General features: G+C 64.7%; 20 protein-coding genes. 9 read left to right on the forward strand and 11 right to left on the reverse strand.

Annotated elements, in window-relative coordinates:
• Nucleotides 1-49 precede the first annotated feature (49 nt).
• The 7 genes from SJY12_RS06400 to coxB form a co-directional block, all read right to left on the reverse strand.
• The gene (locus SJY12_RS06400; protein WP_397506558.1) at nt 50-625 is read right to left on the reverse strand and encodes an SURF1 family cytochrome oxidase biogenesis protein; all 576 of its coding nucleotides are present in this window, start codon (nt 623-625) and stop codon (nt 50-52) included.
• A gap of 154 nt (nt 626-779) precedes the next feature.
• The gene (locus tag SJY12_RS06405; RefSeq protein WP_050599332.1) at nt 780-1,601 is read right to left on the reverse strand and encodes a cytochrome c oxidase subunit 3; all 822 of its coding nucleotides are present in this window, start codon (nt 1,599-1,601) and stop codon (nt 780-782) included.
• 66 nt (nt 1,602-1,667) lie between these two features.
• Nucleotides 1,668-2,240, reverse strand: a complete 573-nt coding sequence (locus SJY12_RS06410; RefSeq protein ID WP_397506559.1) for a cytochrome c oxidase assembly protein — start codon at nt 2,238-2,240, stop codon at nt 1,668-1,670.
• A 124-nt stretch (nt 2,241-2,364) separates the two neighbouring features.
• Entirely contained in the window at nt 2,365-3,282 is a 918-nt protein-coding gene (locus tag SJY12_RS06415) for a heme o synthase (protein WP_397506561.1), read from the reverse strand.
• 23 nt (nt 3,283-3,305) lie between these two features.
• Nucleotides 3,306-4,265, reverse strand: coding sequence for an alpha/beta fold hydrolase (locus tag SJY12_RS06420; RefSeq protein WP_397506563.1), 960 nt, complete (start codon nt 4,263-4,265; stop codon nt 3,306-3,308).
• Between the two features lie 85 nt (nt 4,266-4,350).
• Nucleotides 4,351-6,060: a cytochrome c oxidase subunit I gene (ctaD, locus tag SJY12_RS06425; RefSeq protein WP_397506565.1), complete on the reverse strand. Its 1,710-nt coding sequence runs from the start codon at nt 6,058-6,060 to the stop codon at nt 4,351-4,353.
• A gap of 30 nt (nt 6,061-6,090) precedes the next feature.
• Nucleotides 6,091-7,131, reverse strand: coding sequence for a cytochrome c oxidase subunit II (coxB, locus tag SJY12_RS06430; protein ID WP_050599335.1), 1,041 nt, complete (start codon nt 7,129-7,131; stop codon nt 6,091-6,093).
• Nucleotides 7,132-7,341: 210 nt separating this feature from the next.
• Here coxB and pyrE point away from each other — a divergent pair, with 210 nt between their 5' ends.
• Genes pyrE through ruvX form a run of 7 tightly spaced genes read left to right on the forward strand, consistent with a single transcriptional unit; the run spans nt 7,342 to nt 12,763 of the window.
• Nucleotides 7,342-7,923, forward strand: a complete 582-nt coding sequence (gene pyrE, locus SJY12_RS06435; RefSeq protein ID WP_050599336.1) for an orotate phosphoribosyltransferase — start codon at nt 7,342-7,344, stop codon at nt 7,921-7,923.
• Entirely contained in the window at nt 7,920-8,663 is a 744-nt protein-coding gene (locus SJY12_RS06440; RefSeq protein WP_160767190.1) for a pyridoxine 5'-phosphate synthase, read from the forward strand. The genes pyrE and SJY12_RS06440 overlap by 4 nt, the downstream gene beginning before the upstream one ends.
• Nucleotides 8,660-9,061, forward strand: coding sequence for a holo-ACP synthase (acpS, locus tag SJY12_RS06445; RefSeq protein WP_050599338.1), 402 nt, complete (start codon nt 8,660-8,662; stop codon nt 9,059-9,061). Before SJY12_RS06440 ends, acpS begins: the two co-directional genes overlap by 4 nt.
• Nucleotides 9,019-9,933 carry a signal peptidase I gene (gene lepB, locus SJY12_RS06450; protein WP_397506567.1) on the forward strand — a complete coding sequence of 305 codons (915 nt, stop codon included), beginning with the start codon at nt 9,019-9,021 and terminating at the stop codon, nt 9,931-9,933. Before acpS ends, lepB begins: the two co-directional genes overlap by 43 nt.
• Nucleotides 9,934-9,958: 25 nt before the next feature.
• Nucleotides 9,959-11,071: an AI-2E family transporter gene (locus tag SJY12_RS06455; protein ID WP_050599340.1), complete on the forward strand. Its 1,113-nt coding sequence runs from the start codon at nt 9,959-9,961 to the stop codon at nt 11,069-11,071.
• A complete protein-coding gene (locus SJY12_RS06460) occupies nt 11,061-12,299 on the forward strand; it encodes a DUF3089 domain-containing protein (protein WP_397506569.1) in 1,239 nt (412 codons plus the stop codon). The genes SJY12_RS06455 and SJY12_RS06460 overlap by 11 nt, the downstream gene beginning before the upstream one ends.
• Nucleotides 12,275-12,763, forward strand: coding sequence for a Holliday junction resolvase RuvX (ruvX, locus tag SJY12_RS06465; RefSeq protein WP_160767192.1), 489 nt, complete (start codon nt 12,275-12,277; stop codon nt 12,761-12,763). Before SJY12_RS06460 ends, ruvX begins: the two co-directional genes overlap by 25 nt.
• Nucleotides 12,764-12,815: 52 nt before the next feature.
• On the opposite strand, the gene SJY12_RS06470 is transcribed toward ruvX, so the two are convergent.
• The 3 genes from SJY12_RS06470 to SJY12_RS06480 are packed head-to-tail and all read right to left on the reverse strand — an operon-like array spanning nt 12,816 to nt 14,833.
• On the reverse strand, nt 12,816-13,709 hold the full coding sequence (locus SJY12_RS06470; RefSeq protein WP_397506571.1) for a transposase: 894 nt from the start codon (nt 13,707-13,709) through the stop codon (nt 12,816-12,818).
• On the reverse strand, nt 13,697-14,668 hold the full coding sequence (locus SJY12_RS06475; RefSeq protein WP_397506572.1) for a hypothetical protein: 972 nt from the start codon (nt 14,666-14,668) through the stop codon (nt 13,697-13,699). Before SJY12_RS06475 ends, SJY12_RS06470 begins: the two co-directional genes overlap by 13 nt.
• A 12-nt stretch (nt 14,669-14,680) precedes the next feature.
• Nucleotides 14,681-14,833, reverse strand: a complete 153-nt coding sequence (locus SJY12_RS06480) for a hypothetical protein (RefSeq protein ID WP_156488935.1) — start codon at nt 14,831-14,833, stop codon at nt 14,681-14,683.
• 132 nt (nt 14,834-14,965) lie between these two features.
• On the opposite strand from SJY12_RS06480, the gene SJY12_RS06485 reads away from it, so the two are divergent.
• Both SJY12_RS06485 and SJY12_RS06490 read left to right on the forward strand, forming a co-directional pair.
• Nucleotides 14,966-15,412, forward strand: coding sequence for a PaaI family thioesterase (locus SJY12_RS06485; RefSeq protein WP_397506574.1), 447 nt, complete (start codon nt 14,966-14,968; stop codon nt 15,410-15,412).
• Between the two features lie 2 nt (nt 15,413-15,414).
• Nucleotides 15,415-15,828 carry a PaaI family thioesterase gene (locus SJY12_RS06490; protein WP_397506576.1) on the forward strand — a complete coding sequence of 138 codons (414 nt, stop codon included), beginning with the start codon at nt 15,415-15,417 and terminating at the stop codon, nt 15,826-15,828.
• Here SJY12_RS06490 and SJY12_RS06495 read toward each other — a convergent pair.
• Complete coding sequence (locus tag SJY12_RS06495) at nt 15,825-18,023, reverse strand: transglycosylase domain-containing protein (RefSeq protein WP_397506578.1); 2,199 nt, start codon at nt 18,021-18,023, stop codon at nt 15,825-15,827. The genes SJY12_RS06490 and SJY12_RS06495 overlap by 4 nt on opposite strands.
• Between the last annotated feature and the right edge of the window lie 16 nt (nt 18,024-18,039).

Consider the following 18,039-nt stretch of genomic DNA (forward strand, 5'->3'; position numbering starts at 1 on the left):
GGGATAGGCGGTTAGCGGGGCATGCAGGGGCGGGCAAGCAAGCGGCTCTTTAAACGTCCCTAGCCCGCGTGGCACGGCGCCGGAGCGCGAGGATGTAGATGATCAGCGCAGTGAGCGCGAAAAAGAACCACTGGCCCGCATAGGCAAGGTGGTTGTTGGGCAAATCGCGTGGATCGGGCGGCGCCAGCGGGGCAAGACCGGCCACGCCTTGCGAGGCGACGATCCGGCCGCCCGGCGCAATGGTTCCGCCAACCGCCCCCCCTGCCCATTCGACCGGCGCGGGATTGCGCGAAAATCCCAGGTCGATGCGGACCTGTTCGCCGCTGGGCAGCGCGCATGTCGCGCGGTGGGCGACGCCCTTTTCGCCGCGCAGGCTGGTCCCGGCGACGGTGTTGATCCCGACCACCTCGGCACAGGTCACCTCGGTCCGGCGATACAGCAACTCCTCCGCCCGGGCCGGATCGCCTGGATAACCGACCGGCTCCGCCATCTCCAGCGACCGTTCGGCGCGCTGGATCAGCGCGTCCTTTTCCTCCATCCGGCCGAGCTGCCAGAAACCCAGCGCGATCATGACCGCAATGGCGGCGGCTACGATGACCGTGGCGAATATCGGAATGCGTCTCACAGCGCGCTGCTCTCCGGGATCACGGTGCGACTATTTCCGCCCGTGAAGGATTTCAGGGTCGGCATTGGTTTATCCACCGTGGGGCACGAACCAAGAAGGGCAGCCACGGCGGTGCCGGGCTGCCCTTCGCGTTGTTCGAGCCTGTCGGCAGCCATCAGTGGACGGCCGCGCCCCAGCCACCCCAGACGTAGACGGTGATGAACAGGAACAGCCACACCACGTCGACGAAGTGCCAGTACCATGCCGCAGCTTCAAAGCCGAAGTGCTGGCGCGGGGTGAAGTGGCCCTTGTAGGTCCGCACGAGGCAGACGATCAGGAAGATCGTTCCGACGAGGACGTGGAAACCGTGGAAGCCCGTCGCCATGTAGAAGGCCGAGCTGTAAGTGTTGCCGCCGAATTCGAACGGCGCTGCGGCGTATTCGTAGGCCTGGATCGCGGTGAACACGGCGCCCAGGATGATCGTGAGCCACAGGCCCTTCTTCAGTCCATCGCGATCGCCGTGGATCAGCGAATGGTGCGCCCAGGTGACGGTGGTGCCCGAACACAGCAGGATCAGCGTGTTGAGCAGCGGCAGGCTGAAGGGATCGATCACGTATTCGATGGCAGCAGGCGGGAAAGTCCCGCCCACGACATCGGACAACTCGCTCGGGAACAGCGCGAAATCGAACCAGCTCCAGAACCAGCCGACGAAGAACATCACTTCCGAGGCGATGAACAGGATCATGCCGTAGCGCATGTGAAGCTGGACGATCGGCGTGTGGTCGCCGCGTTCGGCTTCCTTCACGATGTTGCTGAACCAAGCGAAGAAGGTCGCGATCAGGCCGGCAATGCCGAGGCCGAGCACGAGATGCGCGCTGGCCATTTCGTGCATGTAGAGCACCATGCCGCTGGTGAAGGTCAGCGCCGAGAACGAGCCGACGAAGGGCCAGATATCGGGTTCGAGGATGTGATATTCGTGATTGACGTTGCCAGCCATAGTACTCGCGTCCTGGGTTTCGCTTTGCGGGTGCCCTTAATGCGCCAATGCGCTGGGGTCTAGGGGCTACTCGGCAGATTCCAGCGCTCGGTGGAAAGTATATGACAGGGTAATCTGCTCCACCCCGTCCATGTTGGGATCGTCGAGCGCCTTCGGATCGACGAAATAGAGCACCGGCATGCGCACTTCCTGCCCCGGCTGCAGCACCTGCTCGGTGAAACAGAAGCACTGGATTTTGTTGAAATAGGCCCCGGCCTGCTCGGGTTCGACATTGAAGGTCGCGGTCCCGGTGATGGCCTCGTCGGATTCGTTCTTCGCGAGGTAGATAGCCATGTCGCGCTGACCGATCGTCACGGTGTCGGTGACCTGTTCGGGGCGGAAGCTCCAGGGCACATCGCCCGCAGTCGTCCCGTCGAAACGGATCGAGATCGTCCGCCCGCCGGCACTGGCGCCAAGACGTTCGGCGATGACCGCATCGCTCTCGGTCGCGCGCTGCGTCGTACCGCCGAAGCCGGTAACCTGGCAGAACAACTGGTAGAGCGGCACTGCTGCGTAGCCCAGACCGAGCATGGCCAGTGCACCGACGAAAGCGAGCAGAGCGGTGCGGTTCTTGCGGGTATCGAGAGTAGCAGCGGTCATGGCGAAGCTCACATCCTAGCGATGGTTATCACATAGAAAAGAACGGCGAGGAACAGCAGGATACCGCCAACCACGAGGTTGCGGCTCTTCTGCCGGCGCTTGAATTCGGTTTCTTCTTCGGGCGTCATGCGATCCATCCCTGATTGGCCATTACCCGGTCGGCCACCAGCGCGGCGAACAGGGCGAACAGATAGATGATGCTGAAAGCGAACAGGCGCTTTTCGGGCTTCATCGTGTCATTGGTACCAGTCTGCCGAAAAGCGACCGGAACCGAAAGCGCAAGGAAGGCAAGCGACAGCGCAAGCGAAGCAACACCGTAAAGGTGAGCCGTCCCGCCGATGAACCACGGGGCGGCCGCGACCGGCACGAGCAATACGGCATAGGCGAGGATCTGCCGGCGTGTCGAGGTTTCACCCCGAACGACCGGCATCATCGGAATGCCGACATTGGCATAATCGGTCTTCACGAACAGCGCGAGCGCCCAGAAATGCGGCGGCGTCCACATGAAGATGATGAGGAACAGCAGCACCGGCATCAGCGTGATATCGCCGGTCACCGCGACCCATCCGATCAGCGGCGGAAAGGCCCCCGCCCCGCCACCGATCACGATGTTCTGCGGCGTGCGCGGCTTCAACCAGACCGTGTAGATGACCGCGTAATAGAACACGGAAAACGCCAGGATCGCGGCCGCCAGCCAGTTGAGCGCTAGGCCCATAATCATCACCGAAGCGGCAGCGATCAGGACGCCGAAGTCCCGCGCATCGGTGCGGTTCATCCGCCCCGCGGGCAGCGGGCGGGCTGCAGTGCGCTTCATCCCCGCGTCGATGTCGGCTTCCCACCACTGGTTCAGCGCTGCTGCCCCGCCCGCACCCAGCGCGATGCAGAGCACCGAGGTAAAGCCAAGGATGGGGTTGATAGTGCCCGGCGCGGCGAGCAGCCCGCACAGGCCGGTGAAGATAACCAGACTCATCACGCGCGGCTTGGTCAGCGCAAAGAAATCGCGCCATTCGGCGGGGAGCTGGGTGGGGACGGTCTGGGTCATGGGATCGGGCGCCATATAAAGCGTTACAGGCGCTTTAGCCAGTCAATCAGGATCGTATTTACCGCTTCGGGCCGTTCCTGCTGCGTCCAGTGACCGACGCCCTCGAGCACGTGACCTTCGATGCGCGGTGCGAACATGCGGATGAGCGCCACCGGATCCTCGATCGCGCCGAACAGGAAGGTGGCGGGATCGCGGGTTCCGCCGATGAACAGGGCGGGCTGCTCGATGCGCTTGCCGTTCCACTGCTGCAGCCATTCGAAATCGGTTTCATGGTTGCGATAGCGGTTGAGCGGTCCGCGAAAGCCCGACGCGCGAAATTCGGCCTCGTAGAAATCGAGGTCGTCCTCGGTCAGCCAGGCTACCGGCGCGGGATCGGGCAGCCCCTCGAGGAAAGTCGCACCCAGCGGCTTGTCCCAATAGTCGCCCGGCGGCACATCGCCGCTGATCGAATACATCATCCGCTGCACGAAATCGCGGGGGTCGCGTTCCGCTTCGGCCTCGCCCACCCCCGGCTCCTGGAAATATTCCTGGTAGAAGAACTTGCCCTGGCTGGTGAAATGTTCGCGAAAGACTTCGGTGAATGGCCGGTTCGGCACGCCGGCGAACGGGACCGACAGCCCCGCCACCGCGCGAAAATGACCGGGATGCGTCAGCGCGGAATTCCACACGATCGGCGCCCCCCAGTCGTGGCCGACAAGCACCGCCGGGGCGCCGGGCGAAAGGGCTTCGCGCAGGCCCACCAAATCGCCGACGATATGTTCCATGGCATAGGCGCCAACCGGCTCTGGCTTGTCCGATCCGCCGTAACCGCGCACGTCGATCGCGCAGGCGGTGAAACCCGCGTCCGCGACGGGGCCGATCTGGTGCCGCCAGCTGTACCAACTCTCGGGAAAGCCGTGGACCATGATGACCAACGGGCCTTCGCCTTCGACGGCGCAGCGCAGGCTGACTGAACCGGTATCGATGGTACGCATCTGGGGCATTCGCTCAGGCTCCGGGCAAGCAAAGAAAAACGGCCGGTCCACCATGGGACCGGCCGCTCTTTCGTGTCCAGTCTTTCGCAGCTGCTTAAGCGGGCTGCGGCTTGCTCATGTGATCGTGAGCGGTGTGATGGTCCTCGATCACCGGCAGCGTCTCGAACTGATGGAACGGCGGCGGGCTGCTCAGCGTCCATTCGAGCGTGGTGGCGCCTTCGCCCCACGGATTGTTGCCGACCTTCTTGCCCGCCACGAAGGCGTAGACGATGTTGACGAAGAAGAAGACCATCGAAGCCGCCATGATCATGTAGCCGATCGAGCTGATCTCGTTCCAGTAGGCATAGGCCTCGGCATAGTCGGGATAGCGGCGCGGCATGCCCTGCAGGCCCAGGAAGTGCTGCGGGAAGAAGATCACGTTCACGCCGATGAAGAATACCCAGAAGTGCAGGTGCGACAGCAGTTCGGAGTGCATCCGGCCGCTCATCTTGGGGAACCAGTAATAGAACCCCGCGAAGAGCGAGAACACGGCACCCATCGACAGCACGTAATGGAAGTGCGCGACCACGAAATAGGTGTCATGGACAACATCGTCGACACCGCCATTGGCGAGGTACACGCCCGTCACACCGCCGACGGTGAACAGGAAGATCATCCCGATCGCCCACACCATGGGCGATTTAAATTCGATCGACCCGCCCCACATGGTGGCGATCCAGCTGAAGATCTTCACCCCGGTCGGCACTGCGATGACCATGGTGGCGGCGGTGAAGTACATCTTCGTGTTCACGTCGAGACCGACGGTGTACATGTGGTGCGCCCACACGACGAAGCCGACCACGCCGATGGCAACCATGGCATAGGCCATGCCGAGGTAACCGAAGACCGGCTTGCGGCTGAAGGTCGAGACGATCTGCGAGATCATGCCGAAGCCCGGCAGGATCATGATGTAGACTTCGGGGTGACCGAAGAACCAGAACAGGTGCTGGTACAGCACCGGGTTGCCGCCACCGGCCGGATCGAAGAAGGTCGTTCCGAAGTTGCGGTCGGTGATCAGCATGGTGATTGCGGCTGCAAGCACCGGCAGCGCGAGCAGCAGCAGGAAGGCGGTGACCAGCACCGACCACACGAACAGCGGCATCTTGTGCAGGGTCATGCCCGGCGCACGCATGTTGAAGATGGTGGTGATGAAGTTGGTCGCGCCAAGGATCGAACCGGCACCGGCAAGGTGCAGCGAGAAGATCGCGAAATCGACTGCGGGGCCCTGCGAGCCGGTGGTCGAAAGCGGCGCATAGACGGTCCAGCCCGTACCTGCGCCCGGCCCCGTACCGCCCGGCACGAAGAGCGAGAACAGCAGCGACACGAAGCCGGCAACGGTCAGCCAGAAGCTGACGTTGTTCATGCGCGGGAAGGCCATGTCGGGCGCGCCGATCATCAACGGCACGAACCAGTTGCCGAAGCCGCCGATCATGGCGGGCATGACCATGAAGAAGACCATGATCAGGCCGTGGGCGGTGATGAACACGTTCCACATGTGCAGCGAGGTATCGAAGTCCGACGTGCCGCCCATGAATTCGGCCCACCACTGCAGATACTGGATGCCGGGCTCGGCCAGTTCCAGACGCATGATGCCCGAAATCGCACCACCCACGATCCCCGCGATAATCGCGAAGATCAGGTAGAGCGTCCCGATGTCCTTGTGGTTGGTGGACATGAACCACCGCGCGAAGAACCCGGGCACATGATGGTCGTCATGCGCATGGTCTTCGGTGTGGGCCTGGAAGCTGTCGGCGGTGGTAGCCATCGTGCTATACTCTCGAGCTAAACGTAAATCTTAGACGGTCGGGGCTGCGCCGGCACCGGCGGCACCGGGAACCGCGCTTTCGGGTTCCTGCAGGGGCGCGGCGGCCGGATCGGCTGCGATACCGGTATCGGCTGCACCTGCGATCGTCCCGCCCTGGGCAAGCACCCATGCGTTGTACTGGTCCATCGGCAGCGCCTCGACCGCGATCGGCATGTACCCGTGACGCGCGCCGCAAAGCTCCGAACACTGGCCGTAATAGACGCCGGGTTCGTCGATCTGGAGGATCTTCTCGTTCAGGCGACCGGGAATGGCGTCGAGCTTGAACCACAGGCTGGGCACGGCGAACGAGTGGATCACGTCGGCAGCGGTCGTCTGGAAACGGATCGGGACACCCGCCGGCACGACCATGCGATTGTCGACCGCGAGCTGGTGCGGTTCGCCCCGCGCAGCGGCCTCTTCCTCGGTCAGCATGTTCGAGACGACTTCGAAATCGCCATTGTCGGGATAAGCGTAGCCCCAATACCACTGGTAACCGATCGCCTTGACGGTGATCGCATCCTTCGGCGGCGACTGGTATTGTGCACTCAGCAGGCCGATCGACGGCACGGCGATACCCAGCAGGATCAGCGCGGGAACCACGGTCCAGATAACTTCGATCGTGGTGTTGTGGCTGGTCTTCGACGGCACCGGATTGGCGCGCTTGTTGAAGCGCAGGATGACGTAGACGAACAGCGCCAGCACGAAGAGGCTGATCAGCGCCATGACCCAGACGAGGCCGATATGCAGCGCATTGGCCTGCTGGCCGATGGGCGAGAACTGGTCCTGCACATCGATGCCCGCAGCCACCGGCATACCCTTGCCTTCGGTCGGCTTCATCGGGACGTAGGCGCTCGAACCGGCGGCCACGTCTTCGTTCGAGGCATCGGCAGCCACGGCCGGATCGACAGCTTCGAGCTGTGCGGTAGCCGCATCCTGCGCGATTGCGCCCGGTGCGCCGAAGGCCAGCGTAGCGGCCATGGCCAGGCTGGCTGCGATCCGTTGGAACCCGTTGAGGGAGCCGAGAATTTTCATCGTCTTGGCACTCTTTCGTGTCGTGTCTCGATACGGGCCCGCCGGCGCGGTCAAATCCCGCCTGCATGGCGGAAACGCCCTCGTTTTGGGCCCGATTGCGCCCGCCTATAGGCAGGGAATGCAGATGCCTCAAGCGGGTGGCCGATAAAAATGTGCAACCAGCTTTGCCTCTTGCGCAATCGGGCGCGAGGCGCTTTGGACCGATGCATCATGACCGAAGAAGAAATCCTCCACGAATTCCGCGCCAGCGAAGCCCTGCTCGAAGGCCATTTCAAACTGTCGAGCGGGAGGCACAGCGGCCACTATCTGCAATGCGCACGCGTGCTGATGAACCCCGATCGCGCCGGGCGGCTGGCGTTTGCGCTGGCGCAGAAGATCCCGCGCGAAACACGGAGCCAGATCGATGTCGTGATCAGCCCGGCGATGGGCGGCATCATCATCGGCCAGGAAATGGGCCGCGCGCTGGGCAAGGACGCGATGTTCCTCGAACGGCCCGATGGCGAATTCCACTTGCGGCGCGGGTTCCGGCTCGAGCCCGGGGCCAAGGTGCTGATGGTCGAGGATGTGGTCACCACCGGCCTGTCGAGCCGCGAGGCGATTGCCGCGGTTGCGCGCGAAGGCGGCGAGGTGGTCGCCGAAGTCGCCCTGATCGATCGCAGCAATGGCACGGCCGAACTCGGCGTGCCGTTCTATCCCCTGATCGACATCAATTTCCCGACCTATGCCGATGACGAGCTGCCCGAGGAACTGGCGGCCATCCCCGTGACCAAGCCGGGGAGCCGCAAGGCGTGAGCGAACGGCTGCGCCTCGGGGTCAATATCGACCACGTCGCCACCATCCGCAACGCACGCGGCGGCGATCATCCGGACCCGGTGCGCGCGGCCGAGATCGTAGCCGCGGTCGGCGGCGACGGGATCACCGCCCACTTGCGCGAAGACCGGAGGCATATCCGCGACGACGATCTCGAACGGATACAGAAGGCTACCGACCTGCCGCTGAACCTGGAAATGGCAGGCACGGAAGAGATGCTGGCGATCGCGCTTGCGCACAAGCCGCATGCCGCCTGTATCGTGCCCGAGAAACGCGAGGAACGCACCACCGAGGGCGGGCTCGATGCGGCCGGCCTGCACAACCAGCTCGCGCCGATCGTGTGGAAGCTGGCCGACCACGGCATTCGGGTGTCGCTGTTCATCGAGGCAGACGAACGCCAGCTCGAAGCAGCGCAGCGGCTGCGTTCGGCAGTGGTCGAATTCCACACCGGCGAATATGCCCATGCCGGCCTCGACGGCGACAGCGAGCGCGCCGCGCGCGAACTCGAACGGATCGCCCGCATGTCGAAACTCGCCCGCGAAATGGGTATCGAACCCCATGCCGGCCACGGTCTCACCTACGAGAATGTAAAGCCCATCGCCGCCATCCCCGAACTCGCCGAACTCAACATCGGCCACTATCTGGTGGGCGAAGCGGTCTTCGTCGGGCTGGAAGCTGCGGTCCGGCGGATGCGCGACCTGATGGACGAAGCACGCGCATGATCATCGGTCTCGGTTCCGACCTCTGCAATATAGAGCGCATCCAGAACTCGCTCGACCGCTTCGGCGAACGGTTCGAAAACCGCGTCTTCACCGAGATCGAACGCGCCAAGGCGCGGCGGCGCCCGTTCACCATTGCGGGCACCTATGCCAAGCGCTTCGCCGCCAAGGAGGCGTTCTCCAAGGCGGTCGGCACCGGGTTTCGCCGCGGGGTCTTCATGAAGGACATCGGCGTGGTCAACGCGCGCTCGGGCGCTCCGACGCTGTCGCTGACCGGGGGCGCGGCGATCGTGCTTGCGGAAATGGTGCCGCCCGGCCATGAGACGCGCATTCATCTTACCCTCACTGACGACCATCCATGGGCGCAGGCCTACGTCATCATCGAGGCCCTCCCCCAGTGACCAGCGGCACGGCAGCAGTGAAAACCAAAACCGACACATCCGACGACAAGGTCGACTGGATCGCCGAAATCCGCGGGCTGGCCGTGATGCTGCTCGCGGTGTTCGCCTTTCACAGCTTCATCGCCAAACCGTTCTACATCCCGTCGGAATCGATGATGCCGAACCTGCTGGTGGGCGACCGGCTGGTGGTGAGCAAATATCCCTATGGCTGGAACTGGAGCTCGGTCAGCTTCCACCTCGCCCCGCGGGGCGACTGGCGGGTGATGGGATCGACACCCGAATATGGCGATATCGTCATTCCCGTGCATCCCGAACGCGACGAGGATTACATCAAGCGCGTGGTAGCGTTGCCGGGCGACCGGATTGCGGTCCAGAACGGGCGCATCATCCTCAACGGCGCACCGGTGGAACAGAAGGTCGAGCCCGCGATCGCACTGCCGCTCGACGCCAATTCGCGCTGCGACGGCTTTGGGTTCGACGATTTCCGCGCGCAGAACGCTGCGGGGGACGACATCTGCCGCGTACCGGTCCTGCGCGAAACGCTGCCCAATGGCGCCACCTATCTGGTGATCGACCACCAGAACCAGCAACTCGACAATTTTGCCGAGATCACGATTCCCGAAGGCCATGTCTTCGTGATGGGCGACAACCGTGATCACTCTTCCGACAGCCGCGAACTTGCGCATCCGCAAGGCCTGCTGGGCCCCGTTCCGCTGCAGAATATCGGCGGGCGCGCGGAATTCATCACCTTCTCGCTCGACGGCACGACCTCGCTCAATCCGGTGACCTGGTGGACGAGCCTGCGCGAAGGCCGCGCGTGGTCCACCCTGCGCCCGGCGATCGCGGAACGAAAACCCGCTGCCGAGCGCTAGGGTCCTGACCACACAGGGGAAGCGTATGGCCGACGACACGCAGGATTTCCGCGACAACGATCTCGGTACCAGCCCTTCGCGGATCGACGATCCACGCATTCGCCACGAAGTCTCGCGCGCGATGGTCTGGGTCGGCATCGTCGGCGCCGCGGTGCTCGCGGTGTGGATCGCGCGGCCGCTGCTGGTGATTTTCGGCGCGATGGTGTTCGCCTCGATGATCGAGGGCGGCGCGCGCCTGCTTGCCCGCGTCCTGCCGATCGCCCGCGTTTGGCGCGTCGCCATCGTGCTGGCGGGAACGCTCGCCTTCCTGGTGTGGCTCGGTTATTTCGCCGGCTCGACCATTTCGCAGGAAGCTGCGCAATTTCCCGCCATCATCGAACGCCAGATCAACGAGCTGTTCGCCTGGGCCCGTACGCAGGGGTTCGCGATCGAAGAGGCGCGGCTGCAGAACTATCTCGGCAATATCGGCAGCGGCATCAGCACCGTCACCCGGGCCCTGGGCGGGATACTCGGCGGGGCGGCGACGATCCTGCTGATCTTGGTCATCGGGATCTATGTCGCGGTCGATCCGCAGCTTTACGAACGCGGCGTTGCCTGGATGCTGCCGCGCGAACACCGCGACCGGTTCTATGTCACGGCGTCGAAGATGGGCAGCACCATGCGGCGGCTGATGGCCGGGCGCCTGCTCGGCATGGTCGTGGAAGCGGTGTTCACCTACATCATGCTGGCCTGGGTCGCGCCGCTGATCGGAATCGGCGCAGTGCCGATGGCCGCGCTGCTGGCGATCCTTACCGGCCTGCTTGCCTTCGTCCCCAATCTTGGAGCGATCATCTCGGGCGCGTTGATGGTGCTGGTCGGGTTCTCGGGCGGGGTGGAGATGGGGATCTACACCATCGCGGTCTATTTCTTCGTCCAGAATTTCGACGGCTATGTCGTCATCCCGATGATCGCCAAGAAAACGGTCGATCTGGCGCCCGCGCTGGTGCTGGCATTCCAGCTGATCATGGGAATCCTGTTCGGCATCCTCGGCCTGTTCCTGGCCGACCCCCTGCTCGCGATGATCAAGGTCGCGCTCGAACGCAGGGCCGAGAGGACCAACGGCGAAAAACGTGGAGAGGAAGCCGTAAATGGCACGTAAGTTCCTGTATTTTATAGCCGTATGCATCGTTCTCGTGATCGTCGGATCGATTGCGCTGACCATCTGGTCGCGCGAGGCGACCGAGATCGCCTTCGTTCCGCGCGGCGAATTCGTCGAGCAGGACCCGCTCGCCGCCAACGCCTACCAGGACCCGCAAATGTGGTATTCGCGGCCCGGACTGGGCACGGGCGACCCGGCGCGCTACCAGCCGGCGATCGCCGAGACCGCACCCGATCCGGCGGCCCGCACCCCCTCGCCCGATGCGCCCGCCGCCGAACAGAGCCTCGACCGGAATGATCCGCTCGCCACCACGGGTTCGGTCACCGGCGAACCGGCCGATCCGCAGGCATTGCCCGAATTCGCCGTCTTCTTCGTCCCGCCGACCAGCTATATCCAGGCGGGCGGCGACTGGAACGCGGCGCTGGGCGACGCGACGACTGACAACCGTGCCCGCCTGTTCCTGCGCGGGCTTGCCAGCCCCTTCAACCGCGCCGACGAGATCTGGGCTCCCAAGTACCGGCAGGCCGCGGCGGGGGCCTTCCTGACCGACCGACCCGAAGCGCAGCAGGCAATCGATGCTGCCTATGCCGATGTTGCGCAGGCGTTCGACTATTTCCTCGACAGCATCGCTGCCGACAAGCCGATCGTGCTTGCCGGGCATAGCCAGGGCGCCTCGCATATCCTGCGGCTGCTGCAGGAAAAGGTGGCGGGCACGCCGGTCGCAGAACGGGTTGCCGCGGTCTATGCGCCCGGCTGGCCGATTTCGGTTGAACACGATCTGCCCGTCCTGCCGTTCCCCGCCTGCGCCGCACCCGGGCAGCCGCAATGCCTGCTGGCGTGGTCGGCCTTTTCCGACGACGGCGATGCGGACATGATCATGCGGCGTTACGAAGCGACCGTCGGCTATGACGGCGAGCCGCGAGGCGACGGGCCGATCCTGTGTGTCAATCCGATCACCGGAGGCACCAATGGCGCTGCGCCCGCCAGCGCCAATCTGGGGACGCTGGTCCCCGACGACACGCTGTCGAAGGGCGAACTGGTGACCGGTGCGGTGCCCGCGCGCTGCGGCGATAACGGCCTGCTGTATATCGGCAACCCGCCCGAGCTGGGTCAGGGCGTGCTGCCGGGCGGCAATTACCACGTCTACGATATTCCGCTGTTCTGGAAGAATGTGCAGGAGGACGTCATCGCACGGGTGAGAGCATGGGCGACGGCACGGGCCTCGTAAGCGACAACGCGCTCGATTACGGCGATGCGCTGCCCGATGGCGGCGCCTTGCTCGGGCTGGATCTGGGCACGAAGACCATCGGGGTCGCGACATGCGATGCCGGATGGCGATACGCGACTGCCGGAAAGACGCTCCCCCGCAGCAAGTTCAGCAAGGATTGCGGTGCCTTGCGCAAACTGGTTGCCGAACGCTCGATTGCCGGCGTGGTGATCGGTCTGCCGCGCAACATGGATGGCAGCGAAGGGCCCCGCGCGCAGGCCAGCCGCGCCTATGCCCGCAATCTGGCGGAAGCGCTCGACCTGCCGGTCTTGCTGTGGGACGAGCGTTGGTCCTCCGCCAGCGCCGAAGCGGCGATGATCGGGCAGGACATGAGCCGCGCCAAACGCGCGGCGCGGATCGACAGCCATGCCGCGGCCGTGATCCTGCAAGGCGCGATCGATACGCTGTCGGGCGGCGGTTTCTAGCGATTCGCTGAAAACGCGCCCGCCCCCTTGGCGCACAAGCAGGGCCGCCGGTTCACGGTTCGAGCGCGGCGCGCTGCTGGCGCGCTTCCTGCGCGACCATCAGATTGCCTGCCGCCTCTGCCTCGCGCCAAAGCGCATCGCGGTGGTTGTCGTCCGCCATGCGCGCCGCTCGCGCCTCGAAACAGGCGAGCCGCATGCGGCCGCTGGGATGATGGCGGCCGAACTGCTGCGCCAGGTCGAGCGCTTCGTCCTCGCCCAGCGCGACGGCGCAGCGCAGGAATGTCTCGCTGGCACCGGGATTGAGAACCCCCGTCACGCGGTGCCGCTGCAGATCGAAACCATATTGGTCATACCAGCCCTGCCCCGCATGCATATGCATCAGATTAAGCGACACCGAAGTCGTCTCGGGCGGATATTGCGCATGCACATCGCGGTGGGCGCGGTAATGTAGCAGCCGCCCTTCATGCAGCGTGCTGGATTCGACGAACCGCAGCGCAGCGCGTTCGCCCCTCCAGCCGGCGATCTCGCAATAGTCGATCTCAAAATATTCGCTGCGATAGCCTGGGCCGAAATAGCCCACGGTGAGGAAATCGAAATTGTGGTCGTGCGCGGTGCCGTAATCGAAGCTGCCAGCCCCGCTCGTGCGGAAGCAGCTTTCGCCTTCCCCCGGCCAGATATTGGCGCGAAGGAAGCTTCCCCCGCTCGGCGCCGACAGGACGATCACCTGCGGGCCATAGGCAGCTGCTTGCGTATCGCGATACCCCTCCCGCAATTGCGCGATCAGCAGATCGCCGAGGAAATTGCGGTTGTTGCCCAGCCGTTCCAGACTGGCGGCGGCATCGAGCAGGCTGGTTTCATCCTGCGGATCGAACCCCTGCGCCACTGCTTCGACCGTTTCTTCGAGCGTGGCCGCGCCGTCCTGCGTATTCGCAATCACGCGGGGCATAGGGCGTGCCCCTTCCTGTCCAGCTGCGGATAGGCCGCATCCAGCTGCGCTCGCAAGCTCGACGCGGGACCGAACAGCGGGTCCGCGCGATCCGCTGCCATCCGCTCGAGCGCGACCACGCCAAGGGCGCTGTCGAGCGCGAGGCATTCGCGAAGCGCCTGCCAGCGCAGATGGGGGCTCCCCGCCAGCGTCGCCTGCGCAAGCGCCGGTGCGGCATCTGCGCGACGCATCCGGCCCAGCAGCGCGAACATCAGCTCCTGTCGGCTCTCGCTGCGATCACCATGCGCACGGTGCAGCAGCTTGCCGGTGGAAATGGCGAACTGGCGCGTCGGAAGCGGCCTCGCCGCAGTCCTTACCAACCGCAGCATGACCAGCGGACGGTGCACATGGCGCAGGATCCGCGCCTGTCGATGGCCCGCGAGTATCATCCGTGCACCGGATGCGACGCGTTTCGCGGTGCGCCCGATCCTAGCTTGCGATCCGTTCTCCGAGCGGATTTCCAGCAGTTCGACTTCGGCCTTCCCGCCGATCACAAGCTCGTGCCGCTCGGCATCGGGGAAAGCCGCAACATCGCAGCGACCCGCCTCCGGCGCGCATTCGTGCACCGCCAAGCCAAGCGTCACCTGCCCCGGCCTCGCCAGTTCGAGCGAATGGTAGCCCCGCGCCGACTGGTGCCGCATGCCCAGTTCGACCAGCGGGAAACGGCGCTGCAGCGCAGTCAAATGCGCGATATACGGGCGCAGGAATGCGCGGGCTGCCCGCTCGCTGGCGAGCGCGTCCGCAAGCGCAGGGCAATCCGCCAGGCCATCGCCAGCCGCATAACGGTCGAGCGCCGCCAAGACGCTGCGAACGGCTTCGTCGCTGCGGCACCGCCGGACCGCACGCGTAGCTGCCTGGCGCATGACCTGCTGCATCCCATCGTCGGCACGCAGCCCGGCAATCCGCGGATCGACCAGCATCCCCCCACCCCCTTAGAGCAGCATATCGACCATCATGTGATCGAAGAGATAGATCATCACGCTGACGACCGTATCGCCTCCGCCCGATGCGGGAATGCTTCCGAAAACCCCCATTGCGGTGTCGAGTTCGGGCAGGCTTTCGAGGTCGATCTTGGGAAATTCCATGCGTGTCTCCATCCATGCAGCGGACCGTGTGAGGATCACCCGATCTGCAGGACCGGAAGCTGGCGCATTGCGGTGAGCGGTTGAAATTAAAAGATTGTAAGACCGCCAGCGGCCCGGCTATCGCAGCGCAAGATGAGCGAACAGCCGCGAAAATTCGATCCGTCCAAGGCGACGTCCTTCTTCACGGGACGCGGCCATCCCGGATGGCTGGGGCTGCAATATTCCGACCATGGCGACGATTGGGTCGAACTCGAACTGCCCTGGCGCGAAGACCTGCTGGGCGAAGAAGGCCAGCGCGTGCTCGCATCGGGCCCGATCCTCAGCCTGATGGACATGGCCAGCGGCATGGCGATCTGGCGCGCGATGGACGAATTTTCGGCGATCGCAACGCTCGACCTGCGGGTCGATTACGTGCGCTCCGCGCGCGAGGGCGCGAGCGTATTCGGGCGGTCGCAATGCTATCGCCTCACGCGCAGCGCGGCGTTCGTCCGGGGCCTCGCGCATGATGGCGATGCCGGTGATCCGGTGGCGCATATCCAGGCGGTCTTCATGAAGATCGCGTCGACGGCGAGGCTGTGAACATGGCGGACATTTCCGACATCGATGCGCTGACGCCCTATGCCCGTTCGCTCGGTATTGCGCTGGAAAGCTGGGAAGACGGCATCCCGATCCTGTCGGTGCCGTTCGACGAATTGGTCGAGGGCCGGCCCGATCACTACCACGGCGGCGCGACCGGCGGCCTGCTCGAAACCGCGGGCTATGCCGTGCTACGCGCAGAGCTCGCACGGCAACAGCGCGCGGCAATTCTAAAACCCATCAATATCACCGTGCAGTATCTCGCTGCCGGGAAAAGCCGGACGAGCTATGCTGCGGGGCGCATCACCAAGCTGGGCAGGCGCAGCGCGAACCTCACCGTCGAGGCGTGGCAGGACGATCGCAGCCGTCCGATAGCAACCGCTGTGATGAACGTCCTGATGGCCGAGCCTGCCAGCTAGTTGCGCGCATCCTCCAGCTCGCGAAGCCGCTCGTCGCGCCGTTCGCGAATGGCTTCGTAGCGACGTTCGTCCGCCCGTCGCCGCGCTTCCTCGATCGCCGCTTCATCCACTGCGACACCCTGGTCGCCGATGCTGATGTCGACGGGTATGCCGTCGATCTCGGTCGAGAGAATGGCTTCGCCATCACGGATGCGCAGCCGCGAATTGCCGTCGCCGAGCGGAATGTCGCCCAGGTCCGGCACGTCGAGCGGTTCGATCGGTCCGCCCGGATCGGTCTGTTCTCGCGGGGCCGGCTGGCTTTGCGCGGGAGCGGCGTTCAGCGCCCGGTTCATGAAGTCGCGCCAGATGCGCGCGGGCAGGCCGCCACCGCTGATCGCGCCCGCAAGCGGCGAATTGTCGTCATTGCCGATCCATACGCCGACCACCAGATCGCCCGCATAGCCGACGAACACCGCATCGCGGTTGTTCTGCGTGGTTCCGGTCTTGCCGAAATTGGGGCCGCGCAGCATCGCCGCCCGGCCGGTGCCCGAATTGATCGCCGAACGCAGCATCTGTTCCATGTCCGACTGCGTCGAGGATGACAGGCTCGAGGGGCCGTCCCACAGGTTTTCGAAGAAGCCGCGTTCCTCGCGCGCAAAGGCATGCGGTTCGACAGGCAGCGCATTGGCGGCCACCCCGGCATAGGCGGAGGTGAGTTCGAGCAACGTCATCGTCGAAGTGCCCAAAGCCAGGCTCGGATCGCCCTTCGCCAGCGGCGAGGTGACGCCCAGATCGCGTGCGGTGGCGATGACCTTCTCGCTGCCGACCTCGCCCAGCAACCGCACCGCAGCGACATTGCTCGACTGCGCAAAGGCCTGCTCCAGCGTGAGGCTCTCCGAATAGCTTCCGCGCGCATTCTGCGGGCGGTAACTGCCTTCGGCAATCTCGGTGTTGGCGATCCTGTCGTCGGGATCCCACCCGGCGCGCAGCGCTGCCAGATAGACGAACAGCTTGAAGGTCGAGCCCGGCTGTCGCTTGGCCTGCGTCACCCGGTTGAACGGGGATTTCGCGTAATCCTTGCCGCCGATCATCGCCACCACTTCGCCATTGCGGCGCATCGCCACCAGCGCGACCTGCGCTTCGCCCAGCGGGGCAGCAGCGGTCACCTGCCGGGCGATATTCTGCAGGCGGCTGTCGAGCGTCGTGGTCAACGTCTGGCGCGCATAGCCCTGCTCGGTCAGCGCGCGCGCCTCGGGGAGCGCCCAGTCGGCGAAATAGGTCCCGGTGGGCAAGTCGTTGCGCGTCCGCACGTCGAGCGCGGGCGGCTTCATCGCGCGCGCTTCCGCCGTGGTCAGATAGCCGGCGTCGACCATCGATTGCACGACGATCCGCATGCGCCGTTCGGCGCGGTCGTAATGCCTTGTCGGGGCATAGGCGCTGGGCGCCTGAAGCAGACCCGCGAGCATCGCGGCCTGGTTGGGTTTGAGGTTTTCCGGCTTGCGGTAGAAATAGTGCAGGCTGGCTGCACGTAGCCCGTACACATTGTCGCCGAAATAGGCGTTGGACAGGTAGCGGCCGAGGATCTCGTCCTTGGTCAGCCAGCCTTCGAGCCAGAAGGCAATCAACGCCTCGCGCGCCTTCCGCGTCAACGTGCGTTCAGGGGTCAGGAAAGTGAATTTCGCCAATTGCTGCGTGATCGTGCTGCCACCGCCGGTGCCCGTCAGCGCCGCGCGTGCGATACCGCGCGGATCGACACCCCAGTGCGAATAGAACCGCCGGTCCTCGGTCGCCAGGAACGCCTCGATCACATGCGGCGGCAGTGCCGACACGGTGACCGGTTCGTCAGTGATCGCCCCGTTGCGCGCGATCGGCGTCCCGTCCGCCGCGAGCAGCGTGATCTGCGGGGCCGCGATCGGCTCGAGCGACTTGGACAGCGGCGCGGTGATTGCGAGCCACGCGGCGAGCACGATGAACAGGGCAAGGATGGCAGCGAGGATGCGCAGCGCCCACCAGCGCTTGCGCCGGCCGGTCCAGTGCTCGCGCTGCCACCAGCGCGTGCGCTTCTTTTCTTCGGCATCCAGCACGCTGTCGAGCCGGTCGAGCCGGCTGTCCCAATCGTCGTAATCGAGCGCATCATGCGTCGCGTAATAACCACGATGCCCCGGTGGATCGGGCAGCGGCCCGGGCTTGCGCCGGAAGGAATCGAATATGCCCATCGCCTGCTGTATTAAC

It is taken from the genome of Qipengyuania sp. R86523, assembly GCF_044596365.1.
GTDB lineage: Bacteria > Pseudomonadota > Alphaproteobacteria > Sphingomonadales > Sphingomonadaceae > Qipengyuania > Qipengyuania citrea.

Coding starts and splice junctions, on each gene's coding strand:
- SJY12_RS06405 (WP_050599332.1), bottom strand. CDS start 1,601: ATGGCTGGCAACGTCAATCACGAATATCACATCCTCGAACCCGATATC.
- SJY12_RS06410 (WP_397506559.1), bottom strand. CDS start 2,240: ATGACCGCTGCTACTCTCGATACCCGCAAGAACCGCACCGCTCTGCTC.
- SJY12_RS06415 (WP_397506561.1), bottom strand. CDS start 3,282: ATGACCCAGACCGTCCCCACCCAGCTCCCCGCCGAATGGCGCGATTTC.
- SJY12_RS06420 (WP_397506563.1), bottom strand. CDS start 4,265: ATGCCCCAGATGCGTACCATCGATACCGGTTCAGTCAGCCTGCGCTGC.
- ctaD (WP_397506565.1), bottom strand. CDS start 6,060: ATGGCTACCACCGCCGACAGCTTCCAGGCCCACACCGAAGACCATGCG.
- coxB (WP_050599335.1), bottom strand. CDS start 7,131: ATGAAAATTCTCGGCTCCCTCAACGGGTTCCAACGGATCGCAGCCAGC.
- pyrE (WP_050599336.1), top strand. CDS start 7,342: ATGACCGAAGAAGAAATCCTCCACGAATTCCGCGCCAGCGAAGCCCTG.
- acpS (WP_050599338.1), top strand. CDS start 8,660: ATGATCATCGGTCTCGGTTCCGACCTCTGCAATATAGAGCGCATCCAG.
- lepB (WP_397506567.1), top strand. CDS start 9,019: ATGGGCGCAGGCCTACGTCATCATCGAGGCCCTCCCCCAGTGACCAGC.
- SJY12_RS06455 (WP_050599340.1), top strand. CDS start 9,959: ATGGCCGACGACACGCAGGATTTCCGCGACAACGATCTCGGTACCAGC.
- SJY12_RS06460 (WP_397506569.1), top strand. CDS start 11,061: ATGGCACGTAAGTTCCTGTATTTTATAGCCGTATGCATCGTTCTCGTG.
- ruvX (WP_160767192.1), top strand. CDS start 12,275: ATGGGCGACGGCACGGGCCTCGTAAGCGACAACGCGCTCGATTACGGC.
- SJY12_RS06470 (WP_397506571.1), bottom strand. CDS start 13,709: ATGCCCCGCGTGATTGCGAATACGCAGGACGGCGCGGCCACGCTCGAA.
- SJY12_RS06475 (WP_397506572.1), bottom strand. CDS start 14,668: ATGCTGGTCGATCCGCGGATTGCCGGGCTGCGTGCCGACGATGGGATG.
- SJY12_RS06480 (WP_156488935.1), bottom strand. CDS start 14,833: ATGGAATTTCCCAAGATCGACCTCGAAAGCCTGCCCGAACTCGACACC.
- SJY12_RS06485 (WP_397506574.1), top strand. CDS start 14,966: ATGAGCGAACAGCCGCGAAAATTCGATCCGTCCAAGGCGACGTCCTTC.
- SJY12_RS06490 (WP_397506576.1), top strand. CDS start 15,415: ATGGCGGACATTTCCGACATCGATGCGCTGACGCCCTATGCCCGTTCG.
- SJY12_RS06495 (WP_397506578.1), bottom strand. CDS start 18,023: ATGGGCATATTCGATTCCTTCCGGCGCAAGCCCGGGCCGCTGCCCGAT.